Raw genomic sequence first — 24,817 nt, 5'->3', positions numbered from 1 at the left:
GATGCTGAACCTCGCCGAATACCGCCAGCGCCCGGCCTTGCTTGCCGACTGGCTGCCCTGGGCCGGGCTGGTCGCGCCGGGCGTCGTCTTGAACAAGGACGGCAGTTTCCAACGCACGGCCAAGTTTCGCGGGCCTGACCTCGACAGCGCGACGCAAGGCGAGCTGATCGCCACGTCGGCGAGGTTGAACAACGCGCTGCGCCGCATGGGATCGGGCTGGGCGTTATTCATCGAAGCCGAGCGCCGGCCTGCGGCCGATTATCCGCACTCGGAGTTTCCCGAACCGCTTTCGTGGCTGGTGGAGGAAGAACGCCGGGCCGCTTTCGAGGAATCGGGTAGTCACTTCGAGAGCGGCTATCACCTGACGCTGCTTTACCTGCCGCCGGAAGAATCCCGCGCCCGTGCAGCCAAGATGCTCTACGAGAACACGCCGACGAATGGCGTGGACTGGCGCGAGCGGCTGCGAACCTTCGTCGCGGAAACAGATCGTGTCTTTGACCTGCTCGACGGCGTGATGCCGGAAATTGACTGGCTCGATGACGCGCAGACGCTGACCTACCTGCACGCGACCATCTCGACGCGGTGCTATCGCGTGGGCGTGCCCGAAGTGCCGTTCCACATCGACGCGCTGCTGACCGATTCCGCGCTGGTCGGCGGCCTGGCGCCCATGCTGGGCGATCAGCACCTGCGGGTAGTGTCGGTGCGGGGCTTCCCGACCTCGACCTGGCCGGGAATTCTGGACGACCTCAACCGCCTCGGTTTTGCGTACCGCTGGAGCACGCGCTTTCTCTGCCTCGATAAAGCAGAGGCGGAAAAAGAACTCTCACGCCTGCGCCGCCAGTGGTTCGCCAAGCGCAAGAACGTCATCGCGCTGCTGCGCGAAACGATCTTCCAGCAGGAAAGCCCGCTGGTCGATACCGACGCCAACAACAAGGCCGCCGACGCCGACGCCGCCTTGCAGGAGCTGGGCAGCGATCAAGTCGCCTTCGGCTATCTGACTGCGACCGTCACCGTCATGGACGAGGACGCCGCCGTCGCAGACGAGAAGCTGCGCATGGTGGAGCGTGTTATCCAGGGCCGAGGTTTCGTGACCATCCCCGAAACGCTCAACGCCGTGGATGCGTGGCTTTCGTCCATTCCGGGCAACGCATACGCCAACGTGCGTCAGCCCATCGTCTCGACGCTGAACCTGGCGCACATGATGCCGTTGTCGGCGGTATGGGCCGGGCCGGAGAAGAATGAGCACCTGGACGGCCCGCCGCTGATCGTCACGCGCACCGATGGCGCCACGCCGTTCCGGCTGGTGACGCACATCGGCGACGTGGGCCACACGCTGGTCGCGGGGCCGACTGGCATGGGCAAGTCGGTCTTGCTCGCCACGCTGGCGATGCAATTTCGCCGCTATCGCGGCTCGCGCATCTTCGCCTTCGACATGGGCCGCTCCATGCGGGCCGCCATCCTCGGCCAGGGCGGCGAACACTACGACCTGGGCACGGATGGCGAAATCGCCTTCCAGCCACTCGCGCGCATCGACCGTGAGGGCTACCGCACCTGGGCCGCCGAATGGATCGAAGGCCGCTTGCTGCACGAAGGCGTGGCGGTCGACCCCGACGAGAAGGCGGCTATCTGGTCGGCGCTGGGAAGTCTCGCCGGTGCGCCGGTGGAGCAGCGCACGATGACGGGACTTTCAGTGCTGCTGCAATCGAACACGCTGCGGCAGGCGCTGTCCCCCTATGTGCTAGGTGGCGCCCACGGCAAGCTGCTGGACGCCGACCACGACCGGCTGGGCATGGCTGACGTGCAGTGCTTCGAGATGGAGGAGCTGATGCACAGCAAGGCCGCCGTCATGGCCGTGCTGCATTACCTCTTTGCGCGTTTCGATGAACGCTTCGACGGGGCGCCTACGCTGCTGATCCTCGATGAAGCGTGGCTGTTCCTCGACGACCCGGTGTTTGCCGCGCGTATCCGCCAGTGGCTCAAGACCCTGCGCAAGAAGAACGTCAGCGTCATCTTCGCCACGCAGAGCCTCGCCGACATCAAGGATTCGAGCATCGCGCCCGCGATCATCGAGAGCTGCGCGAGTCGGATTTTCTTGCCTAACCCGCAGGCCATCGAGCCGCAGATTCGCACGATCTACGAGGGCTTCGGCCTCAACAGGCGTCAGATCGAAATCGTCGCCGCTGCGCAGCCCAAGCGCGACTACTACTACCAATCGCGCCTCGGAAATCGCCTGTTCGACCTCGACCTGGGGTCAGCCGCGCTCGCCTTCGCGGGCGCATCCACACCGCAAGACCAACGCGACATCGACCGCGTGCTGACGCAGGCCGGCGCACCCGGCTTCGCCGGCGCGTGGCTGCGCCATCGCGGCCTTGAATGGGCCGCTGACCTGCTGCCGTCCGCACCGGCGGCTGCTTCGTTCCTCAACCCCCAACCATTGGAGGTTTCACCATGAAGATCAAGCCCCGTTTGCTGTCCGCCTCGCTCGCTGCCGCGCTGTCTGTGTCGCTGATGCTCGCACAGCCGGCGGCAGCCATCACTGTGTTCGATCCGTCGAACTTCGTGCAGAACACGCTTACAGCCGTGCGCACCCTGGAACAGATCAACAACCAGATCAACCAGCTCCAGAACGAAGCACGGATGCTCATGAACCAGGCGCGGAATCTCACCAGCCTGCCGTCCAACGTGGTGAACCAGTTGCGCGCCAACCTGGCGACGACCGAGCGGCTGATCGCGCAGGCCCGAGGCTTGGCCTATGACGTGACGAACCTCGATCGGGAGTTCGCGCGCCTGTATCCCGAGCAGTACGCCGCCACCGTCAGCGGCGACCAGATGTACCGCGACGCGCAGGAGCGTTGGCGGAACACGCTCAACGGCTTGCAGACCACCATGCAGATGCAGGCGCAGGTGTCGCAGAACCTGGGCGAAGACGAAAGCGTGCTGGCCGATCTCGTCGGCAAGAGCCAGTCGGCCGAGGGCGCGCTGCAAGCGATGCAGGCCATGAATCAGTTGCTGGCCTTGCAGGCCAAGCAATCCATCCAGTCGCAGCGGCTCCAGATCACGCAAGACCGGGCGGCGTCGGTGGAGCTGGCGAGGCAGGCGGCGGCCACCGAGCGCGCCCGCGAGGTGCGACGGCGCTTCCTGGGCGAAGGCACGCCGTACACGCCGCAGTCTGTGAACTTCTACGGCAACTGACGGGAGGCCGCCATGCGATGCGCCCTCGTCCTGTGTGCCGCGCTGCTGGCCGCTTGCGGCAAGCAGCCGGCCGACAACCTTGCCGATGCCCTGGCTGCTGATCCCGTGCGGCTGAAGACATTGCGCGCGCAATGCGCGATCGACCGGCAGGCCACGGGCGAGGACGCTTGCCTTGCCGCCGCCGAAGCCTTCCGGCGGCGCTTCTTTTCCGGCGAGGCCGGGCCGGACGAATACCAGACGCTGGCCGACCTGCCGCCGATCCCGCCGAGCTTCGAGGAGCCGGCCGATGGCATGGCGCCGGCCGTTCCCGCCGAACCGGAGGACACGCCATGAATGACGTGACCATCATCGACCAGTTCCTCAACACCTTTGCCGCTTACATCGACTCGGGTTTCGGGCTGCTGCGGGGCGAAGTGGCGTTCCTCACGGCCACGCTGATCGTCATCGACATGACGATCGCCGGCCTGTATTGGGCCATGAGCCATGCCACCGGCCAGGGCGAGGACGTGATCGCCAAGCTGCTGCGCAAGGTGCTCTACGTCGGTGCCTTCGCCTACATCATCAATAACTTCAACTGGCTGGCCAGCATCGTGTTCCGCTCATTTGCGGGATTGGGCATCACCTCCACCGGCTCAGCCATCACGATGGAGAACTTCTTGCAACCGGGCCGGCTAGCGAAAACCGGCATCGACGCCGGGGCGCCGATTCTGGAGCAGATCGGCGAGATGGCGGGCTTTCCCGAAGTGTTCGTGAACCTCGACCCCATCGTGGTGATGTTCCTCGCATGGCTGGTCGTGGTCTTGTGCTTCTTCGTACTGGCGATCCAACTGTTCATCACGCTGATCGAGTTCAAGCTGACCACGCTTGCCGGATTCGTGCTGGTGCCATTCGCGCTCTGGAACAAGACCGCGTTCCTCGCCGAGAAGGTGCTGGGCAACGTGGTGTCGTCCGGCGTCAAGGTACTGGTGCTGGCCGTGATCGTCGGCATCGGCTCGGGCCTGTTCGCCGAGTTCCAAGTTCATCCCGATGAGCCGTCCATCGACCACGCGCTGGTCATCATGCTGGCCTCGCTCACCTTGCTGGCGCTCGGGATCTTCGGCCCCGGCATCGCCACGGGCCTCGTGTCCGGTGCGCCGCAGCTCGGCGCGGGCGCAATGGCCGGTGCTGCTGTCGGCGCTGCCGGCACGGCGGTCGCCATCGGCGCCGCTGCGACGGGCGTGGGTGGCGCCGTGGCTGCTGGCGCGCGCATGGCCCCGGCTGCCGCCAAGCTGGCCGGTAGCGGCGCGCGCGCCGCCACGTCGGCGGCCAGCAGTGCGAAGTCGGCGTTTCAGGCCGGTTCCGCCGCCGCTGGCGGCGGCGCAAAGGGCGCGATGGCGGGCCTGGGAAATGTCGCCAAGACCGGCGCGCAGTCGGCCGGACGCGCGGTTGCGTCGCGTGCTTCCGCTGCCGGGCAGCGGATGGCCGCTCCGTTCCGTGCTGGCTGGAATGGCTCGACGGCCGACGCTGGCGCGTCAACCGGCCAAGCCTCCGCAGGAGAAGCCCCCGCAGGCGGCGTCGCTGCACAGAAGCCGGAACAACCCGCCTGGGCCAAGCGGCTGCATCGCCGCCAGCAACTCACCCACGCCGCGACCACCGCCGCGCACACGCTGCGCGGCGGCGACGGTGGCGGCTCGGGGCAAGGCCCGAGCCTGCGCGGCTCCGACGACTAGGGCGATTCACAAGGAGAACTGACCATGCGATTCAGAAAACCGCAGGTGCGCTATGCCGACACGCCGCAGCCTGCCACGCCGTACCAAGCTGCCGGCCAGGTGTGGGACGACCGTATCGGCTCGCCGCGCGTGCAGGCGAAGAACTGGCGCCTGATGGCCTTCGGCTGCCTGACGCTCGCGCTGTTGATGGCCTGCGGCCTGGTGTGGCGCTCGGCGCAGTCCTTCGTGACGCCCTACGTCGTGGAGGTGGACAACGCAGGCCAGGTGCGCGCCGTGGGGGAGGCCGCCACGCCGTACCGGCCCAACGACGCGCAGACCGCGCACCACATCGCGCGCTTCGTGACGCTGGTGCGTTCGCTGTCCATCGACCCCATCGTCGTCCGCCAGAACTGGCTGGACGCCTACGACTACACGACCGACAAGGGCGCGGCCGTGCTCAACGACTACGCACGGCTCAACGATCCGTTCGCGCGCATCGGTAAGGAGTCGGTGACGGTGCAGATCACCAGTGTCGTGCGCGCCAGCGATACGTCTTTCAACGTGCGCTGGACGGAGCGCCGCTACGTCAACGGCGCCGCGGCGGGCCTGGAGAGGTGGACGGCGGTGGTGTCCATCGTGCTCCAGCCGCCACGCACCGAAGAACGCCTGCGCAAGAACCCCTTGGGCATCTACGTCAACGGCTTGTCGTGGAGCCGCGAACTGGATTCTTCCGAAGGAACCAAGCCATGAATGATCTTTTCCGCAAAGCCGCTTTGCCGGTGATCCTGCTTGCATCGACTGTTCTGTTCACGGGCTGCGCCTCTCAGGGCAAGCCACCGCCAACCATCTCGCTCGATGAGCCGGTGCAGGCCCAGCCGCTGCCAGAGCCGCCGGTGCCGGTGGAGGTGGTGGCCGTGCCCGAGGTGCTGCCGATGCCGGCGCAGTTGAAGCCGTTGCCCGAAGCCGAGGACGCCAAGCCCACGCCGGAGCCAGCCGCCGAGAAGGTGCGCGTCTCACGGGCCAATGCCGATGCGCGCGTCGCACCCACGCGCGAGGGATACGTCAACGCGATTCAAGTGTGGCCCTTTACCGATGGCGCGCTGTATCAGGTCTATGCGGCCGTGGGCCGCGTGACCGTGGTTTCGCTCCAGCCGGGCGAGGAGCTGGTGACGGTCGCCGCCGGAGATACCGTGCGCTGGATCGTGGGCGACACGTCCAGCGGCAGCGGTGCCGAGCTGCGCGTGAACGTGCTGGTCAAGCCGATCCGCTCGGGACTCAAGACCAATCTCGTCATCACCACCAGCCGCAGGACGTACCTGCTGGAACTGGCTTCGACGGAGAAGACGTGGATGGCGTCGGTGTCCTGGGAGTATCCGCGCGACCGGATACTGGCTTTGCAGCGCCAAGCGCAGGCGGCCAGCGCCGCCGCGCCGGTCGATACTGGGCTGGCGCTGGAGAACCTGCGCTTCCGCTACGCGGTCAGCGGCAGCAATCCGCCGTGGAAGCCGCTGCGCGCGTTCGACGACGGGCAGAAAGTCTATATCCAGTTCCCCGCCGGCATCGCCCAAGGCGAGCTGCCGCCGCTGTTCGTGATTGGCGCGCAGGGCGGCGGGCAACTGGTGAACTACCGTTTCCGTGCGCCGTACTACATCGTCGATCGCCTGTTCGGCGCGGCCGAGCTGCGCCTGGGTGGCGACAAGGGCGACGTGGTGCGGATCGAGCGAACGGATGGCACGCGGAGGAACTGACCATGAGCCAGGACGATTCCCCTGACCTTGCGCCGCAAGCGGGCAAGGTTGCGCCGGAGGCGGTGGCGCTGCGCGCCCAGCCGCGCCCGGTCACGCGCCTGAACCGGCGCACACTGGCCATCCTCGTCGGCAGCCTGTCGATCGCCGTGCTGGGGGCCACGATCTGGTCGCTGCAACCGCAGCGGCGCGGCGCCAACGAGCAGACTGAGCTTTACAACGTCGATCGCGTCTCGAAGTCCGAAGGACTGGACAGCCTGCCGGCCGACTACTCGAAGTTACCGCCGCAGGTGCCCGAGCTGGGGCCGCCACTACCGGGCGATCTTGGCCCGGCTATCGTGAACTCACAGCAGCCGGCCGTGGCCGCTTACGCGGCTCCCGGCCACGATCCCAATGACGCCTTGCGCAAGGAGGCTGATGCGGCGGCGGCTTCGTCGGTGTTCTTCCGCTCGGGGGGCCAAGGCCAGGCCGCCGTCACGGTGGCGCAGGCGGCGCCGGGGGCGCCTGACGCTGCCAGCGCGCTCGCGGCCTTCGACCCACTCGCTGCCGGGCCGGCCTCGACGGCGGCGCAGCCAGCCGACGCGACCGCCGTGCAGAACCGGCAAGACCAGAAAGAGGCATTCCTGAAAGGCGGCGCTACGGAAACCCGCAACTCAGGCAACTTGGCGCTGCCGGCATCGCCTTATCAGGTGATGGCGGGCACGGTGATCGCCGGAGCGCTGGTGACAGGTATCAAGTCGGACTTGCCGGGCGACGTGATCGCCACGGTGACGGAGCCGGTCTTTGACACGGCCACGGGCAAGTTCCTGCTGATCCCGCAGGGATCGCGCATCCTCGGGCGCTACAACAGCCAGGTCAGCTACGGGCAGAGTCGCGTACAGGTGGTATGGAACCGGGTCATCCTGCCGGACACGTCCTCGCTGACGCTCGACAACCTTGTGGGCACAGACCCTGCGGGCTACTCGGGTCTGGAAGACGACGTGGAGTGGCACTGGAAGCGCATCGTCGCGGGCGCTGTGCTGACGACGCTGCTGGGCGTGGGTGCCGAGCTGGCCGCGCCGGAGAACCGCCAGGACGGCAACCGCGTCGTCATCGCCGGGCGTGACAGCGCCCAAGACAGCATCAATCAGGTGGGCCAGGAGATCACCCGACGCAACATGAACATCCAGCCGACGCTGACCGAGCGGCCGGGCCTGCCGTTGCGGATCATCGTTAATCGAGATCTTGTGCTGCGGCCGTACCAGCCGCTGTTCTTCAACCGGGGAGCTTCGCAATGAGCACGGCCAAGAAGCTGCGGCTCGGGCCGCTGCCCAAGACCGAGAGCGTCAAGCTGACCTTCGCTTGCCCGGCCAGCCTGAAAGCCGACCTCGACCGCTACGCCGCGCTGCACGCGCAGGCATATGGCGAGGCTGTCGATGCCATGATGCTGATCCCCTATATGCTGGAGGCATTCATGGCAGGAGATCGGGGATTCCGGCGAGGCACTGCGAGCAAGGGCGTACTGCTGAAGGACACTTGATGCCGCGCGGGCCGTCCGCGGATTGCGCTGCAGTGCATGGCACAGTGGCGGCACATGTCAGACTCAATGTGCCGCGGAACCCGTGCTCGGCCTCAATGATTGCTGCGGCTGCGCGCTGCGTATGTTGGGTATTCCGCGCAGGGAAGGGCGGTGCCATTCCTGTCACTTTTCTTACCCTGAGCCCCGAAATATGGTGGTTAACGAGCGTTGGTGCTGACGCCAAGGGCGGGAACCATAGAAAAGATGGTGTTCGCGGACGGTGCTGATTCCTGTCGTAGAGATGATATACGGCAGTGTCCAGAGCCGCGGTCGCGGAGTCTGCCTTGTTTTGCTGGAATTATCAATGAGTAAGCGTGAAGCCGCCGTTCCCTTTGCGCGACCAGCTTTGCTGATTGTGGGGCTACTGTTGAGGGGGACTAATCTGCACGCACGCATTGCGAGTGTCGCCCCTATTCTGGAAACACTGCACTCGGTATCTGCACGGTACCTGGATTAACCAGGCTCTTGGCCACGCTATCGTGAGGATGAGGGATATCGTGTCCTGGTTATAGACCGAATGCCGCCGTTTCCGTTAACGGTTAGCTCTAAGGGAACTCGCGCCGCAGTCTACGGTTAGTCGCTACGATGAGCTGTTCAGGCTTCAGACCCAACACGTCGGCAATATCTTGGCGAGCCTCATTTGATAGGCGATTGAACTTGGCTTCCATGTCCAAATAAACTACGGCTGGAACGGTAAGGCGGTGTGCCATCATGGAAGGAGTAACGCCAAGGTATTCCCGCCAGGCGCGAACCAACAGCCAATGGTTGTGCACCGCGCTTTCGATGACTTCATGGGGAATAGTGCCATTCTCAGGGATTCGACGGGGAGGGCGCTCTGCGAGACTAACGGCGGCCTCGGCACACGAGGGCGATGCCAAAAGGTCGGCTGCGATCTCCAAGCTCTCTTGTAAGTCTCGATTGGTTGCCGGCAAGGAAAGAGGCTCTTCGGTTGATGATGCAATGGCCAAGAGTCGCTGGTAATCAGCGTAGTGCAGAATGGCAAATGTCGGTTCTCCATCCAAGTGCAGGATCGTCGTCTTGAAATTCTTCATGAAGCGCGCCCTTTGGGCGCTCTGACCCGTACTTCACAAATCTCAACGACGTGCACTCCTGCTAGCAAATGGAGCTCAAACCCCTCCACCTCAATATTCCGCCTTGCACCCGCAGTCTCACAACATAGGGCACTTATGCCAGAGCGGAAGCTACGGAGCTCACTTACCGCTAACACCAACCGCTTGAGATCCGAATAATCCAGATCTAGAAGAGTCCTCGTCGCATATGACGTCCAATTGACTTCAATCATTGCATCTCGCGCTGTAGAGTAGGCCATATTGACAAAGTGCGTGGATCGCTCGGTACTTGCGCATATCGTAAGAGGGAATTTTTAGTTTATCCGTAATTCGGTAGCTCTTGCGGGAATGACGTTAGGGTGCACGGGCCTTGAACAAACGGTACCAAGACAATTTAGTATGTAATTAAAAGTGTTAAAATGAATCATAATATGATGCGCGCTGGGCCATGATCATTATGATGCCTTCCTTCGCGGGGGCAAGCGCTCTTTATGCCAACCAAGCCCCCGTTGCGCAAACATCACAATTAACCACGGTTGCGCGCCTGTTCTTCGAATGTGTTGCCGCCAAAGGTCTAGTCCTATAGGATGCCTCCTAGCCTGATCGTCCATGCGTTATTCGTGCCAGGCATCTCGCCGCAACGTTTCGCACTGATGGGCTAGCTTGAGCAGTCGTTGGCACTGGACGGAATACAACGCGCTTGACGAGATCTAAGCAACGGACTCATTGACTTTCTGTGAGGGTTGACCTTATGTACGGTTTTCGTTGGTTATCAAGATCGCTTGTGGCAAGCGCCATTGCCGCAACAACTGGTGGTGCATTAGCCCAAACTCAAACAGGGGACACGACCTTCCAAGTTCGAATCACAATTCAAGGCACCTGCCTGATTGTTTCCGCCACCGATATAGATTTTGGAACCCACCCCGCCGCCGCAAATTTCGACGTGGATCAGATCGGCACCATTCAGGTTCAGTGCACCAAGGATCTACCATTCACATTGGGCCTTGATGGGGGGACAACTTCTGGTGATCCCACGGCACGAGCTATGTTGCATTCAAGCTCCAGCATAACCATCCCTTATAGACTGTCTCACGATGCTGGGCGTACGCAAAACTGGGGCAATGATTCCACCTCATGGTACTCGGGTATCGGTCTTGGAATGGGTGCTGAGTACACCATTCCCCTTACGGTATATGCGAGGACGACGATGGCAGGTAACGAGCCCGTCGGCAACTATCTCGACATAATCACGGCCACTATCACTTATTAAAAAACTGGAGGCCTAAATGGACTCAGTAAGGTATCCGACGCACCGCTGTCTGCGCCTACATGTAGCTGCCGCCATCATAGGCATGGTAGCGACTTGGCTCACGTTTGGGGGTATTCAAGCTGCGCAGGCTGCAGTGCTTCAGGTGTCGCCCGTGCGTCTGCATTTTGAGTCTGCTCAGACTGCACAGGCGCTGCAAGTGTTCAACAGCGGGCAGAATGCCCTGGAGGCCCAGGTGCGCGTCATGCGTTGGACGCAGGAAAACGGCGAAGATCGCCTTGTTCCCGCAAAGGAGGTCGTTGCCAGCCCAGCAATTATGCGAGTGGCGCCTGGTGAGCGGCAAACGGTACGTATCGTGCGGCTTCACCCTTCTCCATCCCCAGACGAGCAAACTTATCGAATTCTGATTGACGAGCTGCCTCCAAAGGAACCACCCAAGGGCGTCGAATTGAAGGTCCTACTGCGATACTCCATTCCTGTATTTATCGCGGCGAGCTCAACCAAGAGTCCTGACGCCCCTCACGAAGAACAAGGCCCACCCAAGACTGATCTCAGTTTGGTGTGTGCTCAATTGGCTCCCCGAAAAGAGGGTGCGTCCGAATTGCGCGTCAGCAATAGGAGCCCACAATCCTTGCGGATAAGTTCGCTGACTGCGGTCTCGGCCAACGGTCAAACACAAGTTCTTGAAGATGGCCTGCTTGGCTATGTTCTACCCGGAAAGCAAATGGAATGGGCAATCAAGTCGCCCACACAGTTGACGGCAGGCCTTACTCTCAAGGCTCGATTCAATGATGACACTGACGCACAAGCGGTGCCCTTGGAAGGAACTTGTCGGTAACGTTGTCGTTGTAATTTTGATGTGGAAACCCGCGTGGGCTGCCGAGGTGGCTGTACATGCGGGTCTCGAAAATCCGCTCCAAGGATCGTCGGTAGAGCCGGCGGCCAGCCCTTGGCAAGACGAACACCTCTATTTGGAGGTCGTGCTTAACCGCGCTCAATTGAGGCAGGTAGCGCACTTCGTACTGCGAAATGGGCAACTCCTTGCCGACGCAACGACGCTGTTTGATCTCGGTTTGACTTGGCCTGGCGCGGCATCGGCCTCGGGTCTTGTCAGATTGGACGATGTGCCGGGGCTCAGACAAGAATATGACGTCGCAAATCAGCGACTTGCATTGGTCGTTCCCTTAAGTGCGCTGGATAGGCCGACTACCGAGTTGGGCTATCGAACTCCTGCGTCGCCTCGTCTAGATCCCGCGACTCAAGCACCAGGATTGCTTCTTAACTACGATCTTTATGGTCAGAAAGATCAGAATTCACGAAGCATCAGCGGCTGGACTGAGTTTAGGATGTTTGGCGTAGGCCCCGGCTTATGGAGAACCAGCAACCTGATGCAATCGGTCGGTGGCAGTGGCGGTGAGAGTACATTCACTAGCACGCGGTTGGACACCTCGTGGCAACTGGACTTCCCGGACCCGATGATCACAGTGACCATGGGCGACGCGTTCACTAGCGCGCTATCTTGGACTCGGACCATGCGGTTCGGTGGATTGCGTGTCTCGCGCAATTTCGATCTCCAGCCCTATCGTTTAACGGTGCCGCTAGCGTCCTTCGCCGGAGAAACGGCATTGCCGTCTGTCGTGGATCTGTACGTCAACGGCATACGAGAAGCACAAAGCCGAGTGCCACCTGGCCAGTTTCAAATCGTGAGCACTCCCGTTATTACTGGTGCGGGCACAGCGCAGATGGTCATCACCGACATCACCGGGCAGAGGCGCGTTGTCAATTTTTCTATCTACAGCAGTGCCCAGTTATTGCAGCAGGGCCTCGGAGATTGGTCGTTGGAGGTCGGGAAATTACGCGACGACTATGGCCTGCGTTCTTTCTCGTATGCAGACGAGGTCATGTACAGTGCCAGCGTCCGCTATGGTTTGAGTAATTATGTAACGCTGGAGGCGCATGGTGAACGATCGGACGCCCTGGCCATGGGCGGCATCGGCGCCCTGTTTAGATTAGGCCAACTTGGTGTGATAAATGTCTCGCACGCATCGAGCAACCAAGATTCTCGGCGCGGCAAACAATACGGTGTTGGTTATCAATGGCAGGGCCAGCGTTTCAGTGTGAACATGTCAACGTTGCATCGAGACTCGTCATTCCGAGACATAGGAACACTTCAAGGATCCCAACTCCCGCTGCGTACCTCGCAGGCGTTCCTGGGTTGGAGCATTGGCAGAGGCCAGTTGGGTGCAAGCTATGTCCGGCAGGACTATCGCGACAGTCCTCGCGCAAGCTACGTTGGACTGAGCTGGTCCCAATCCTTGGGCAAATACGGCCACGTGAGCATAGGTGGCAATCGCGACTTAGACGGTAACGGCGGCACAAGCGCGTTCTTTTACTGGTCCTTGCCACTCGGTGGCAAGGTTCAAGCGTGGACCAGCATTGAACACCAAAACCACGGGAATACCGTCACAGCAGGGGCTTCCCGTAATCTGCCGGGTGACGCAGATGGCTGGGGATGGCGGACGCAAGCCAGCGTGGGCCAAGAAGCTGGTGGGCAGGCCGAAATCAATCAACTAAGTCGCTATGGAGAGTGGCGGGCGGGCTCTCAGTACTGGCACAATCAAGGGTCTCCCAGTAACACGACCGTTTATGCTGGCGCGACCGGAGGCCTTCTGCTCATGAAGGGAAGTGTCTTTCCGATGCGACGAGTGTATGACTCGTTCGCGGTGGTGTCTACCGATGGCATCGCGAACGTTCCCGTTAAGCTAGAAAATCGTCTGATCGGAACTACAGACGATAAAGGTCTGCTGCTAGTTACGCCGCTAAACGCGTGGCAGGAAAACGACGTCTCTATTGACCCGTTAGTGCTGCCGGCGGATGTGAGTGTCGAGCGGGTACGGATGAAGGCGGTCCCTTCCACAGGTAGCGGAATGTACGCGCGTTTTCCGATGAAGGTGACGCTTGCAGTCGAACTTGCGATTCGACATGCCAATGGCGCCTTGATCCTGCCGGGCACGGAAGCAAAACTAAGTCCAGGCGATCAAACACTCATCGTCGGCTATGACGGCCGCGTCTATATGGAGGATCCTCCACAAGGCGCACAAATAATAGTCCTCGAAAGAGGATCACGGTGTGTGGTCGATCTGCCCGCGGATCTCCCTCAGCACGGCCGATTTGATCTTGGAGAGCTTACATGTCAATAGGGAGTTTCCTGCCGCCAGGGGGCGCCTACGCGCTGGCCAGACTGATCGCCATAGGTCTATTCCTATTTGGTAGCCAAGGCGCCCAGGCGCAAACGTGCTATGTCGAAGGTTCATTTTCGATGAATTTTGGAACCGTCACTGGGGCAGGTCGTGCTACGACCAGTAACTTAAAGTACACATGTGCACCGGATTACGCCGGCGGCACGACACTGTATTATCAGATCTGTCTCTATCTCAGCCCGGGTGACTGGAGCGCAGGTCAACCCACACGGCGCATGACGAATTACAATGGTGGTTATCTCAATTACGATCTATTTTCCGATCCCGCGCACACGCAGATAATCGGAGCGCCTGGGACGACTCCCGTCTACCAATTTCAAGCCGCCGTAGCAGCCGGCTCACCATTGTCGACACATGCGCCTATATACGGCTGGGTCTATCCTGGCCAAGCTGTGTCCGCATCGAGAAATTACCAGGAACAAGGTATCCAGGGGGTACTTCGATACCGTTACAGCAACGTGGACTATCCCAACTCGGCCGACTGTGCAACCGGCGGTAGCGGCGGGGGGGCGGTCACGTTCAACTCTTCGGGCGTACTTGCTAGCTACGACAATGCATGCTGGATTGTAGCAACTGACATTGATTTTGGGGCCACACCGCCGCCGCTGCAGGCACTGAGAGAGCATGGATCTATTCGCGTTCAGTGCGCGCCGGGCACGCCGTGGAAAGTTGGTTTGAACAATGGCCAGAACTTTGACGGCGTCATGCGCAGAATGATCGGGCCCGCCGGGAATGTGCAGTACCAGCTATATCTAGACGAAGCGCATACCCAGGTCTGGGGCGACGATGACGAAACCAACAGAGCCACGGGTACCACCGATATTGCGGGCAACACTGTTACGCTTACTGTGTATGGCGAAGTGCCTCCGCAGCCCGACCTCGCCATCGGCAGTTACAGCGACACAATCGTCGCGACGCTTTACTACTGAGCCAGGGGCATAGATGCGACGGGCACGATTAGCGCATTTGGAAGAGTTCTCGGTGGAATGCAGTTGGATCCATTCCCCACTCCTGCATGTTTGCCTCGATTGCGTCGCCTATACCGGCAGGACCGCAGAACCGGATGCTCGCGGATTGCCAATCGGGCAACATTTCGCGCACAACCTCGCCGGTCAGGCGCGGATCTCGGCCCTTGACGTGGATGTGTAGAGTTACGCCAGCCGACTCGGCATGTCTCTGTATCCTTTCCATAAATTCCAGATCAGGAAGCTGGGTTACAAAAAAAACAATCGTGACGGTGTTGACAATCTCCATCAGCGCGCCGAACCAGGATTGGTTGCACTCCATGGATCGAGATGGGGGTAGGGGGCGGCACGGCTGTGCGACGAGCGCGCAAGGCAAGACTATTGGTTGAGGCGTACTTCGATGAGAAACGGACCGGTCTTGTTCAGGGCGCTCTGTATCAGGACGCGCAGTTGCGCGATCGAAGCTGCTGGTGCCGCGTCGACGCCCATGGCGTTGGCCAATTGCACCCAATTGATTTCTGGATCTTCGATGTCCAGCATACGGCTGGCCTGCGGCCCCATGGAGGCGATGCCCATGCCGGCCATTTCGCCCCGTAGAATTTGGTACCCGCGATTGGCGAACACTAGCGTCAGGATGTCTAGGCGCTCCCGAGCTTGTGTCCAAAGTGCCTGTGCCGTGTACATGCCGCTGCCATCGCCTTCTAGGGATATCACTTTGCGAGTGGGACATGCCACGGCTGCGCCGGTTGCTAGAGGTAGCCCCATCCCAATCGCTCCACCGGTCAGTTGCAAATGATCGTGCGGCGCGGCGTGTGCGGTGTGCTTGAATAGCGTATGACCAGACGTCAGCGCTTCGTCTACGAGGATGGCCTGGTCAGGCAGAAGTTCGGCGATCGTTCGCATAATGCCCTCAGGGTCCCAGCGCGGTTCGCATTCTTGCCATAGCGCTTCAGTGGTCCGGCAGGGCGGCTTAGTTGGCACACCCAAGCGCTGCGCTAGTAGCTCAAGCGTTGCCAGCAAGTCGCAGCCGGCATCGGCCACTTCGAGTACGTCGCACCCTGACGGCACGAGACTGCTGGGGCCGTCAGGATAGCCAAAGAACGCTACCGGAGCGCGTGCTCCGATTAGGACCAATCGTTCAAGCCCTTGCATAAATTCCATCGCGCGTGGCAGGGAATAGGGCATGCGTTCAATCGATGCGCGCCCAGCTCCACGCTCGATGCGTGCGTTGGAGGTCGGGCAGGCCAACCGGACTCCGGTGTGTGCGGCGATGCGCGCCGCGACTTGCAAAGCGGACGCCCGCAAGGCGCGTCCGCCCACCATGAGCATGCGGCGACCGGGCGTACGCAGGACCCGCGCCGCAGCTTCAATGGCTGTGGCTTCCGCAGGAGCTTGGGATGGAGGCGCCAGTCTGGCACCGATAACGCCCGGTTGCCACGCGGCATCGGCAGGTGCAATCAATGTGGCAACCTGGCCACCTTTTGCCATGCTGGCATAGACCGCATCGACCGCGTCCTGTCCGAGATGCCGGCTGCCAGCGGTTGTGCGGGTCCATCCTGACATCGGCGCCGCAAGCGCGGCGATTTCTGTATGCAATGGCGCGTCGGCGGCCAGATGCCAGGATGCATGCTCGCCCACGATATTGACTACCGGCGTGCCGGCGCGCCGGGCATTGTGCAGATTGGCCAATCCATTTGCCAGCCCGGGACCCAAATGAAGTAACGTCGCTGCTGGCTTATCCAGCATGCGTCCGTAACCGTCTGCCGCGCCGGTCGCGACGCCCTCGAACAAACCTAGCACACAGCGCATTCCTGGGATGCGATCCAAGGCTGCGACGAAGTGCATTTCACTGGTTCCTGGGTTGGCAAAACAAGTGTCCACGCCACTATCGAGCAGCGAGTGAACCAGGCTTTCTGCGCCGTTCATGAGCAGTTTCCTATCGGGAAAATGGGGGGGGGCAATGACCTTCGCCCGAAGGTCGTTGTGGGCCTGCAGCGGCTGTCAGCCTTCTGTCAGTGGGGCCTTGTCCTGCACGCCGATGTGCGCTCCTAGCTGTAGCGAGGTGTAGTCCGAGAGACAGGGCGGGCCAGCGGTGAAAAGGAATTCACCCGCGTCCAGGTCCATGACGATGGAGGTAATGGTGGCTCTGCGATCCAACGCAGGCTTTGTAGGGTCAGGATGCCAGCAGACTGAGTCCGGTGCATTGTGATGGCTGCGCAGCGCATGTTGGATTCCCTCGAGCGTCAAGGCCCGGCCTTCCCGGCGCAGACTGCGCCGCACATCATCAAGGCGGAACAGGCTGCCCGGATATAGGTTGACGCGTATGTCGTATTGCTTGAAGTCGTCGGCCGCGAAATGATTCGTATGGACCAGCAGGCCGTCCTTGGGCAGGCGCGTGCTAACGCCGCGCGCATCGCCGGATGTCGTTTCGATATTGACGGCCAGTCCGTCGCGATGGGCCAGCAGGTAGTTGGCGGAGAACGCGCGTTGGGCGGCATAAATCAGGCGTGTGGCTGCCGATATGGTCGGGGCGTCGAGTAGCGAGCGCAGAACGATGTGATAGGGCACGCCGACGCGGTCGCCGTCCAGATTGGACACCAGGGTATTGGTGCAGACGGCCAGGCCCGCGTCGTTCATGCCTGCCTTCGCCAAGTGCCCTGCCTCCGCCACCGTGACGTAGCTGGGCTTGTCGTCGCGGTGCACCTCCAGTACGACCGCCGTTTCTAGCGCGGTGGGGATCCAGTCCCAGTTCTGCCCCGCGTAAGTGTGTCCATTTGCCGTCGCATCGGGCAGGACCGCAAAAGACGTGCACTCGCCGGCGGCCGCGGCGGTTGGGCGGGTAGCGGAAGAGAACATCAGCTCGCTGCGCGCGTTCAGCACGAGGATGTCGTCGGCCGTCAGGCCGGCACCTTCGGCGATTCCCTGCATTTCGAGTAGGCTGTCGGGCGAAAAATCGGCGATGTAAGGCCGATAGCGTCCGGCCATGCGGATGGCGTCTTCCCAGGACAGGCCGGCATGGTGCTGGAAGACTTCGCCGTAGAACGCCATAGACCGCCGTATCCGGTCTCGCGCCAACTGGCCGTAGCGCAAGCCTCGCTCGTAGGGAGATCCCCGCAAGACGATGCGCGGCAAGCCGGTTTCTTCGCGGGCATTCATTTGCCGTCTCCCTCGGAGACGACTGTCATGATGTAGTTGGCCGAAGCCTTGCCGCGGGCGGTCATGACGACCTTGGCGGGGGCTTCGTAGGCCGCGCTGGCGAAGCCGCGCGAACGGCTGGGTTGCAGTTGGCGGTTGCTGCTGCGGGTAGACGGATGGGTGACGAGGTAATCCACGATGGCCCGGCCGAATTCGGGCAGATCGCCCGGCAGGCGCGAGGTAATGATGTTGCCGTCCTGTACGACAGGCTGATCGATGTAGCTGGCGCCCGCGTTGATGACGTCGTCCTTGATGAGCGAGACGCATGTCAGATTGCGGCCTCGGGCAATGCCGGCCGTTGCGAGAACCCAGCCGGCGTGGCAGATGGCGGCGACGAGCCCGCCCTGGTCGTGGATGCCCTTGACCAGGCTGACGATGGCGGGATTGCGCCGCAGACCCTCGGGGGCAAAGCCGCCGGGGACGATTACGGCATCGAAATCTGCCGGATCGGCTTCCTCGGCGGCCAGATCGGCGACGATGGGATAGCCCAGCTTGCTGCCGTAGACCTGGGTATCGGAAGGGCCTACGACCAGGACGTTGCAGCCGGCCTCGCGCAACCGCATGAGCGGGTACCAGAGTTCGAGTTCCTGGTACTGGTGTTCGGCGAGAACGGCAATTTGTGCTTGAGCGAGATTCATGGCGATCCTATATCAATCTGTCAGGGGTTAGCAGGTCCGGGCCAGCACGGTTTGCATGAATGCGGGCATGTCGTCCACGCTGGCGGCGGTAATGGTCTTGGCCGTATCCATGCCGGCTTCCGCAAGCAAGGCCACCGAACTGCCGCTGGCTGCAATGAGCGCGCCGCGGGCGTGGGCCGCGCGGATCGAGGAGAGCGCCCGCTCGCGCGTGTCGGCATCAGGCTCTCCCACGACGCCGGGGACGATCAGCAGATCGCCAGCGCCGCCGTCGCCCGCCTGTTCAGCGACGACCGGATAGCCCAGGCGGCTGAAAACGGTCTGAGTGTCGTCGCGCCCGACGACACTCACGCCGACGCCGGCCTCGCGTAGGCGCAGCACTGGATACCAGAATTCCAGTTCCTGGAAGCCCGGGAGCAGCAATACCTCTACCTTTTTGCTGGATTGATTCATCATTTCCTCTTCATTGTATGTAAAGCTGTAATACAGCATAGTATGGATGAGAAAGAGGATTGGCAATATCTAGATAGTGATTTTTTGCTATAACTCAGTGAAAACACTAGGTTCTATTGTTTTTATTGAATTCGATGTTTAGAATTCGTCCAACAACTGTCATACAGCTATACAGACATGCAACGCGTAGATGATTTGGAATTCGCCCCCGTCCTTAAGCGCAGCGCCGCGCAAGATGTCCGCGCGCGGCTAATTACGCTAATAGAAACGGGCAAACTGGCAGTGGACTCCAAGCTGCCTTCCGAAAACGACCTGGCCCGCAGCTTCGGCGTGAGCCGGCCTGTCATTCGTGAGGCCTTGGTGGGGTTGCAGGCCCTCGGATTGACCAAGACGCTCAACGGCCGCGGTTGTTACGTAGCCTCGCGCACGGTCGCCACGCCCATGCTGATGGGGCAGTACACGCCGGAGCAGCTCAACGAGGTGCGCCGCTGCCTGGAGGTGCCGTCGGCGCGCGCCGCGGCGGAACGCCGGTCGCAGGCCGACCTGGGCACGCTGGCCGAGATCATCAATGCGATGGAAACCGAAGAGGAAGCCTACAAGCGCAATCAGCTGGATGTCGCATTTCACGTGGCCATCGCCCATGCCACAGGCAACCCGCTGTTCGTCAAGCTCATCGAGGAACTGCGCACGGTGCTTGAGGAACATTCGCGCGCGGCGGCCACGGTACCGGGCCGGCGGTCGGCCGCGGTCCAGGAGCATCGCGCGGTCTATGAGGCGATTCTGCAGCGGGATGGCGAGGCGGCCGCCCGCGCCATGGCCGCGCATGTGAACGCCGCGGACAACTCTTTTTCTTTACTGCCGTCCGGCGCTGCCCCGTCACGCTAGGAGCGAGCCCAGGACCGTCTCTTTCCCGGTGGCGCAAGAGCGGCTACCGGCTTCATTTTCCGATAAAACTCGCAGGAGATAGCATGGCCATTGTCCGTACCGTCACGGGTGACATAGACCCGTCCTCCCTTGGCAGAACGCTGACTCACGAGCACCTGCTCTACAGCACGCCGGGCTCCGAAGTCGACCATCGCTGTGCATTCGATCTGGCCGAAACCACCGAGCGTATCGCGGCCGAACTGGGCGCGGCTGTGCGGGACTACGGTTTCACGTCCATGGTCGACCTGACTCCCTGCGAGGTCGGCCGCCACCCCCAGCTGATGCACGACGTCGCGCTCAAATCGGGTTGCAACATCATCGGCACCACGGGATTCTTTCCCGAACACTTGGGCCTGCCTTACTGGTGGCGCACGCAATCCATTGAAGAATTCGCCGAGTTCTTCATTCGCGACATCACTGACGGCATGGTGTTTGCCGGAACCAAGACCGGCATCAAGGCCGGCATCATCAAAGTGGCCACCGGCATGGATAGCGTCGACCCCCGGCCCAGCCCCATCGGGCCCAGCGGGCGCCGCGTGGGCAAGTTCGAGGAGCGCGCCATCCGCGGCGCGGGCCGCGCGCAGAAGGCATTGGGCTGCTGTGTGAATACGCACACGGACCCCACCGACTACACGGTCGGCAATCCCGGCATCGACCAGATCGAGCTCATGGTGGATGAGGGTGCGGACCCTGGAAAAATCATCATCGGCCACGCCTTCGTCAACGGCTCGCTGCAACAGATCAAGGACATCTGCGACCGGGGCGCGACGGTGCAGATCGACCACATGGGCATCCCCTGGCGGCACGGTAATACGGACGAGCTGGACGAAAAGCTGGCAAACCTGATGTGCGACCTGGCCAGCGACGGTTATCTGGACCGGATGGTCATTACCTACGACCGCTGGTTCTTCAATCCGCGCGGCGGATCCACGGAACTCAACCCGCAACTCCTCAACGAAAAGGTGCAGATGGGCTACCTCTACACCGATTTCCTGCCGCGCCTGGAGAAGAAGGGATTCCGCAGCGCAGATCTCGACACCATGCTGGTGGACAATCCCCAGCGCCTGCTGGCGTTCTGACACATGGATCGCCTGCGCTTGCTCCAGCAGATCGATATGGCGGCATTGCGCCGCGATGTCGAGCACATCAGCCAGCACATCCCCACCCGTCTGGCCGGCACACACGCGGGCGCGGAGATGGCGCGCTACAGCGCCGATCGCCTGGCGCAGGCGGGCGTCGATGCGCGCGTGGTTGCTACGCCGGGTCTGGTCAGCGTGCCTGGTCCCGCCCGCCTGGAGGGGGAGGGCCTGCGCTACGTATTGCAGACGTGCGCGCATTGCGGCCAGACGCCTTCCACCGGCCTGCTGGCGGAGGTCGTCTACGCCGGGGGCGGCACGTCCGGAGAGCTGGAGCGGGCGGCAGTGGCCGGCAAGATTGCGCTCGTCGATCTGGGCCTGCCGCCCTCGCGTCCCGAGAAGCATCGGCTTGCCCGCGCGGCGGGCGCCGTCGGCCTTATTACCATTAACTGGGGAAGCGACGCGGGCGATGCCTTGCCCTATGGGTCCGTCAAGAGCATCTGGGGCAATCCCGCCAGCCAGCATGATATGGAAGACCTGGAGGCAGCCTTGCCCGCGGCCGGAATTTCGCGCCGCGACGGTCTGGATCTGCTGGCCAGGCTCAAAGCCCGGCCGCTGGCGCTGCGCCTGCATGTGCGGCCCGATAATGACTGGCGCATCGTGCATTACACCGTGGGCGAACTTGGCGGGCAGGGCCGGGATTTCGTCATCGCCGGCGGCCACCAGGACTCCTGGCAAGGGCCGTCGGCGACGGATAATGCCACGGGCAGCGCCTGTCTGCTGGAACTGGCGCGCTTGTTCGGTGCGCAGCGTACCGAGCTGCGCCGGGGGCTGGTCTTCGCCTTCTGGGAAGGACACGAGACGGGAGGGATGCTCAGTTCGGCGCATTATGCGGATCGCAACTGGGAGAGGCTGCGCGATCACGCCGTGGCTTATCTTCAGATCGACCAGCCCGGCTGCCTTGGGGCGACGCGCTGGAGCAGCCATTCGAATACGCAGCTACGCCGCTATGTCCAGGATTGCGATGCCCGGCTTTTTCAGGACACCGAACGCAGTTGGCGCCGTTCCACCAAGATTGGCGATGCTTCCTTTTTCGGGTTGGGCATACCCATGCTGGCCGGGCTGGCCTCGTATTCGCCGCAGGTATTGAGCGCCAATGCCAACGCGCCTTTCGGCTGGTGGCACCACACGGCCAGCAACACGCTGGACAAGGTCGATTTCGCCAGCCTGGAACGGCATATGCATGCCTACGCGTCTTATCTCTGGGGCTTGTGCACGCTGCCGCTATTGCCCTTCGACTTCTCGGACGTGGCCCTAGGCCTGGCCGAACGCCTGCGAGCGTTGGCGGGCGCGGGCGATCCCCTGGAGTTGCTGCCGCTGGCTGCCGGCCTGGATCGCTTGGCCGATAGGGCCGGCGGTTTGGCGCAGGCGGTCCAGGCCTGCAACGGCCATCCCAGTGACGGACGTATCGAGCGGCTGGACGACGCGCAAAAGCGGCTTAGCCGCTTGCTGATCAACCTGGAGTCCAGCGCCTGCGGCCGTTATGGCCATGATCCCTACGGCCTGAGCGCCCAGAGCACCTTGCTGCCCGGGTTGCACGACCTGCATGAGTGGCACGCGCTGGAGCCTGGCCCGCTGCGGTGGCGCAGGGAAACCGAGTTTTGGCGCACCCGCAACCGCGTGGCCGACGCGGCGAGGGATGCGCTCCAGATCATCGAGTCCGTGCTCTGAATTTCGGGCCGGCAATCCAAGGAAATCCATCGTGACGCTTGCCCGCATCGATACGCATCAGCATATTGTGCCCGCCGCCTACGCGGCGTGGTTGACCGATAACGGTATACCCGGCATGCCGCATCCGCGCTGGTCGCCTGCCATCGCCCTGGAACTGATGGACCGCCAGGGTATTGCTTCGGCCGTGCTCTCCGTGTCCACACCCGGCGTGCATCTGGGCGACGACCGCGAGGCGCGCATCAAGGCGCGGGAGGTCAATGACTACACGGCCGAAGTCGTCGCGGCGCGGCCGGACCGTTTCGGTTTCTTCGCCACGCTGACCTTGCCGGACGTTGCCGGGGCTATCGAAGAGGCGGTCTACGCGCTGGACGTGCTGGGGGCGGACGGCGTAGTGCTGATGAGCAATGTGGGCAATGCCTATCTGGGCCAGGCCGCATGGGACCCCTTGATGGCGGAGCTGAACCGCCGCGCGGCGGTCGTGCTGGTGCATCCCAATGAGCTTCCGGCTCCGGAGCTGCCCGGCATACCGGGTCATGCGGCGGACTTCTTGCTCAATACCACGCGCGCGGCGATCAACATGGCGAGAGCCGGGTACATGCAGCGTTTTCCCGATCTCAAGATCATCCTGTCGCACGCGGGGGGATTCCTGCCCTATGCCGCCGAACGGATGGCTCGCCAGTGTTCCCCGGATGGAGACCACGAGGCCGGCTTGGCGAATCTGCGCCGTTTCTACTTCGACACGGCCTTGTCCTCCAGCCCTTACGCGCTTGCCTGTCTGTTGGCCTTCGCGGATCCGGACAAGATCACTTTCGGCAGCGATTTTCCGCATGCCTCGGCGAGCCGGGTAGACCATTTCACCCGCTTGCTGGACGCTTGTCCGCTGGACGGGGCGCAGCGCGAAGCGATATCGCGCGGCAATGCGCAGGCCCTGTTCCCGCGGTTGTCCGCGAGGGGCGAGCGCGCGCTGCAGACGGGAACGCCGGCATGAGCAAAGCCTTTTTTTCGGATTCTCGAAGCCGGCGCAGCCTCTTGAAGGGAGCGGCCGCCGCGGCCGCGCTCGCAGCGGCGCCTTGGGCCAGGCCCGCCCGGGCCGCCGAGCCGCTGTTTATCAACACCTGGGGAGGTCCTTGGGACAAGGCGGCGCAACAGAGCCTGTTCGAGCCTTTTACCAGGGATACCGGCATTCCCATCCGCACGGTTTCCCCGGTTTCCTTTTCTCGCCTGGCTTCGCAGGCGCGCACGGGTGTGTACGAATTCGACGTTACGGAAATCGGCGGCAGCGAGCTCATGCGGGCCATCGATGCCGACCTGCTGGAACCCATAGATACCAGCATCGTCGCCGTGCAATCGTTGGCGCCGGGGCAGGTTATCGGCAACGGTATCGCGGTCATGGCCTTCTCGACCGTCATCGCCTGGCGCAAGGACAAGTTCCAGCAGCCGCCGCAGTCCTGGCCTGAGTTCTGGGATACGCAGCAGTTCCCCGGAGGGCGCAGCCTGCAGCGCTACGCCGCCCGGGTCGTGCCCCTGGCCCTGGTTGCCGACGGTGCGGATACCCATCATCTTTATCCGCTGGATCTGGACCGGGGTTTCGGTTCCCTGGACCGCATCAAGAGCAGCATACGGACATGGTGGTCGCAAGGGCAGCAGTCGTATCAATTGCTCGGAGGCGGCGAGGTGAGCGCCATCGGGATGTGGCACAGCCGGGTCCAGCAGCTCATGGGCGATGGCGCGCCGGTGGATTTCACCTGGAATCAGCAGCAGATGGACCGCGGGTTCTGGGTGGTATCCAAGGGGTCGCCCCGCGCCAAGGCAGGCTGGCAGTTCATCGCATCCATCCTGCGCGCCGAACGCGCAGCGCAGTTCTGCATGCTGGGCGGCTACAGCCCGGCGGATCCAAGAGTGTTCGAGCACATCCCGCAGGCGCGCGCGGTCGCCATGCCGACCTATCCCGCCAACTACCGCCAAGCCATCGAGCAGGATTTCGCCGCTCTGGCGCCGCAGCTCAATGCGCTGACAAGCCGATTCGACCGCTGGGTATTGCGCTGAGCCACAAAGCAA

At 62.4% G+C, this 24,817-nt stretch carries 23 protein-coding genes; 17 read left to right on the top strand and 6 right to left on the bottom strand.

What is annotated here, in order from left to right; all coding sequences use genetic code 11:
* Position 1: 1 nt before the first annotated feature.
* Genes trbE through L540_RS01425 form a run of 8 tightly spaced genes read left to right on the top strand, consistent with a single transcriptional unit; the run spans position 2 to position 8,144 of the window.
* Positions 2 to 2,452 carry a conjugal transfer protein TrbE gene (gene trbE / locus L540_RS01460; RefSeq protein WP_048025727.1) on the top strand — a complete coding sequence of 817 codons (2,451 nt, stop codon included), beginning with the start codon at positions 2 to 4 and terminating at the stop codon, positions 2,450 to 2,452.
* Positions 2,453 to 2,454: 2 nt separating this feature from the next.
* Positions 2,455 to 3,192 carry a P-type conjugative transfer protein TrbJ gene (trbJ, locus tag L540_RS01455; protein WP_043209491.1) on the top strand — a complete coding sequence of 246 codons (738 nt, stop codon included), beginning with the start codon at positions 2,455 to 2,457 and terminating at the stop codon, positions 3,190 to 3,192.
* A 12-nt stretch (positions 3,193 to 3,204) separates the two neighbouring features.
* A complete protein-coding gene (locus L540_RS01450) occupies positions 3,205 to 3,525 on the top strand; it encodes a hypothetical protein (protein WP_043209486.1) in 321 nt (106 codons plus the stop codon).
* Positions 3,522 to 4,901 carry a P-type conjugative transfer protein TrbL gene (trbL, locus tag L540_RS01445; protein ID WP_048025726.1) on the top strand — a complete coding sequence of 460 codons (1,380 nt, stop codon included), beginning with the start codon at positions 3,522 to 3,524 and terminating at the stop codon, positions 4,899 to 4,901. The genes L540_RS01450 and trbL overlap by 4 nt, the downstream gene beginning before the upstream one ends.
* 24 nt (positions 4,902 to 4,925) lie before the next feature.
* Positions 4,926 to 5,630 carry a conjugal transfer protein TrbF gene (gene trbF / locus L540_RS01440; RefSeq protein WP_043215362.1) on the top strand — a complete coding sequence of 235 codons (705 nt, stop codon included), beginning with the start codon at positions 4,926 to 4,928 and terminating at the stop codon, positions 5,628 to 5,630.
* Positions 5,627 to 6,628 (top strand): P-type conjugative transfer protein TrbG, encoded by a 1,002-nt coding sequence (gene trbG / locus L540_RS01435; protein WP_043215361.1) that lies wholly within the window; start codon positions 5,627 to 5,629, stop codon positions 6,626 to 6,628. The genes trbF and trbG overlap by 4 nt, the downstream gene beginning before the upstream one ends.
* Positions 6,629 to 6,630: 2 nt before the next feature.
* Entirely contained in the window at positions 6,631 to 7,902 is a 1,272-nt protein-coding gene (locus L540_RS01430) for a TraB/TrbI/VirB10 family type IV secretion system protein (protein ID WP_043215360.1), read from the top strand.
* Entirely contained in the window at positions 7,899 to 8,144 is a 246-nt protein-coding gene (locus L540_RS01425) for a DUF2274 domain-containing protein (RefSeq protein WP_043215358.1), read from the top strand. The genes L540_RS01430 and L540_RS01425 overlap by 4 nt, the downstream gene beginning before the upstream one ends.
* Before the next feature lie 584 nt (positions 8,145 to 8,728).
* On the opposite strand, the gene L540_RS21700 is transcribed toward L540_RS01425, so the two are convergent.
* Positions 8,729 to 9,235, bottom strand: a complete 507-nt coding sequence (locus L540_RS21700) for a hypothetical protein (protein WP_131726005.1) — start codon at positions 9,233 to 9,235, stop codon at positions 8,729 to 8,731.
* A 769-nt stretch (positions 9,236 to 10,004) separates the two neighbouring features.
* On the opposite strand from L540_RS21700, the gene L540_RS01415 reads away from it, so the two are divergent.
* From L540_RS01415 to L540_RS01400, 4 genes are all read left to right on the top strand, one after another.
* The gene (locus L540_RS01415; RefSeq protein ID WP_048025725.1) at positions 10,005 to 10,523 is read left to right on the top strand and encodes a Csu type fimbrial protein; all 519 of its coding nucleotides are present in this window, start codon (positions 10,005 to 10,007) and stop codon (positions 10,521 to 10,523) included.
* A gap of 82 nt (positions 10,524 to 10,605) precedes the next feature.
* A complete protein-coding gene (locus L540_RS01410) occupies positions 10,606 to 11,358 on the top strand; it encodes a fimbrial biogenesis chaperone (RefSeq protein ID WP_048025724.1) in 753 nt (250 codons plus the stop codon).
* Complete coding sequence (locus tag L540_RS01405) at positions 11,309 to 13,720, top strand: fimbria/pilus outer membrane usher protein (RefSeq protein WP_043215355.1); 2,412 nt, start codon at positions 11,309 to 11,311, stop codon at positions 13,718 to 13,720. Before L540_RS01410 ends, L540_RS01405 begins: the two co-directional genes overlap by 50 nt.
* Positions 13,711 to 14,709 (top strand): Csu type fimbrial protein, encoded by a 999-nt coding sequence (locus L540_RS01400; RefSeq protein ID WP_043215353.1) that lies wholly within the window; start codon positions 13,711 to 13,713, stop codon positions 14,707 to 14,709. The genes L540_RS01405 and L540_RS01400 overlap by 10 nt, the downstream gene beginning before the upstream one ends.
* 28 nt (positions 14,710 to 14,737) lie before the next feature.
* Here the strand turns inward: L540_RS01400 and L540_RS01395 are convergent, their stop codons facing one another.
* From L540_RS01395 to L540_RS01375, 5 genes are all read right to left on the bottom strand, one after another.
* Entirely contained in the window at positions 14,738 to 15,034 is a 297-nt protein-coding gene (locus tag L540_RS01395; RefSeq protein ID WP_060831932.1) for a ferredoxin reductase domain-containing protein, read from the bottom strand.
* Positions 15,035 to 15,123: 89 nt separating this feature from the next.
* Positions 15,124 to 16,671 (bottom strand): acetolactate synthase large subunit, encoded by a 1,548-nt coding sequence (locus L540_RS01390; RefSeq protein WP_043215348.1) that lies wholly within the window; start codon positions 16,669 to 16,671, stop codon positions 15,124 to 15,126.
* Positions 16,672 to 16,746: 75 nt separating this feature from the next.
* Complete coding sequence (locus L540_RS01385; RefSeq protein ID WP_082149505.1) at positions 16,747 to 17,901, bottom strand: C45 family autoproteolytic acyltransferase/hydolase; 1,155 nt, start codon at positions 17,899 to 17,901, stop codon at positions 16,747 to 16,749.
* Positions 17,898 to 18,578: a type 1 glutamine amidotransferase domain-containing protein gene (locus L540_RS01380; RefSeq protein WP_048025723.1), complete on the bottom strand. Its 681-nt coding sequence runs from the start codon at positions 18,576 to 18,578 to the stop codon at positions 17,898 to 17,900. The genes L540_RS01385 and L540_RS01380 overlap by 4 nt, the downstream gene beginning before the upstream one ends.
* Before the next feature lie 27 nt (positions 18,579 to 18,605).
* Complete coding sequence (locus L540_RS01375; RefSeq protein ID WP_043215335.1) at positions 18,606 to 19,067, bottom strand: DJ-1/PfpI family protein; 462 nt, start codon at positions 19,065 to 19,067, stop codon at positions 18,606 to 18,608.
* A 138-nt stretch (positions 19,068 to 19,205) separates the two neighbouring features.
* On the opposite strand from L540_RS01375, the gene L540_RS01370 reads away from it, so the two are divergent.
* The 5 genes from L540_RS01370 to L540_RS01350 all read left to right on the top strand — a co-directional run bounded on the left by L540_RS01370 (position 19,206) and on the right by L540_RS01350 (position 24,805).
* Positions 19,206 to 19,913, top strand: a complete 708-nt coding sequence (locus L540_RS01370) for a FadR/GntR family transcriptional regulator (protein WP_043215336.1) — start codon at positions 19,206 to 19,208, stop codon at positions 19,911 to 19,913.
* 83 nt (positions 19,914 to 19,996) lie between these two features.
* Complete coding sequence (locus L540_RS01365; RefSeq protein ID WP_043215338.1) at positions 19,997 to 21,031, top strand: phosphotriesterase family protein; 1,035 nt, start codon at positions 19,997 to 19,999, stop codon at positions 21,029 to 21,031.
* Between the two features lie 3 nt (positions 21,032 to 21,034).
* Positions 21,035 to 22,759: a M28 family metallopeptidase gene (locus L540_RS01360; RefSeq protein WP_043215340.1), complete on the top strand. Its 1,725-nt coding sequence runs from the start codon at positions 21,035 to 21,037 to the stop codon at positions 22,757 to 22,759.
* 31 nt (positions 22,760 to 22,790) lie between these two features.
* The gene (locus L540_RS01355) at positions 22,791 to 23,747 is read left to right on the top strand and encodes an amidohydrolase family protein (protein ID WP_231584723.1); all 957 of its coding nucleotides are present in this window, start codon (positions 22,791 to 22,793) and stop codon (positions 23,745 to 23,747) included.
* Positions 23,744 to 24,805 carry an ABC transporter substrate-binding protein gene (locus L540_RS01350; RefSeq protein WP_043215342.1) on the top strand — a complete coding sequence of 354 codons (1,062 nt, stop codon included), beginning with the start codon at positions 23,744 to 23,746 and terminating at the stop codon, positions 24,803 to 24,805. Before L540_RS01355 ends, L540_RS01350 begins: the two co-directional genes overlap by 4 nt.
* The last annotated feature ends 12 nt before the right edge of the window (positions 24,806 to 24,817 follow it).

The organism is Bordetella pseudohinzii, assembly GCF_000657795.2.
GTDB classification, from domain to species: domain Bacteria; phylum Pseudomonadota; class Gammaproteobacteria; order Burkholderiales; family Burkholderiaceae_B; genus Bordetella; species Bordetella pseudohinzii.
Note: the sequence above shows the minus strand (reverse complement) of the source record. Positions and strands in the feature narration are given on the sequence as shown.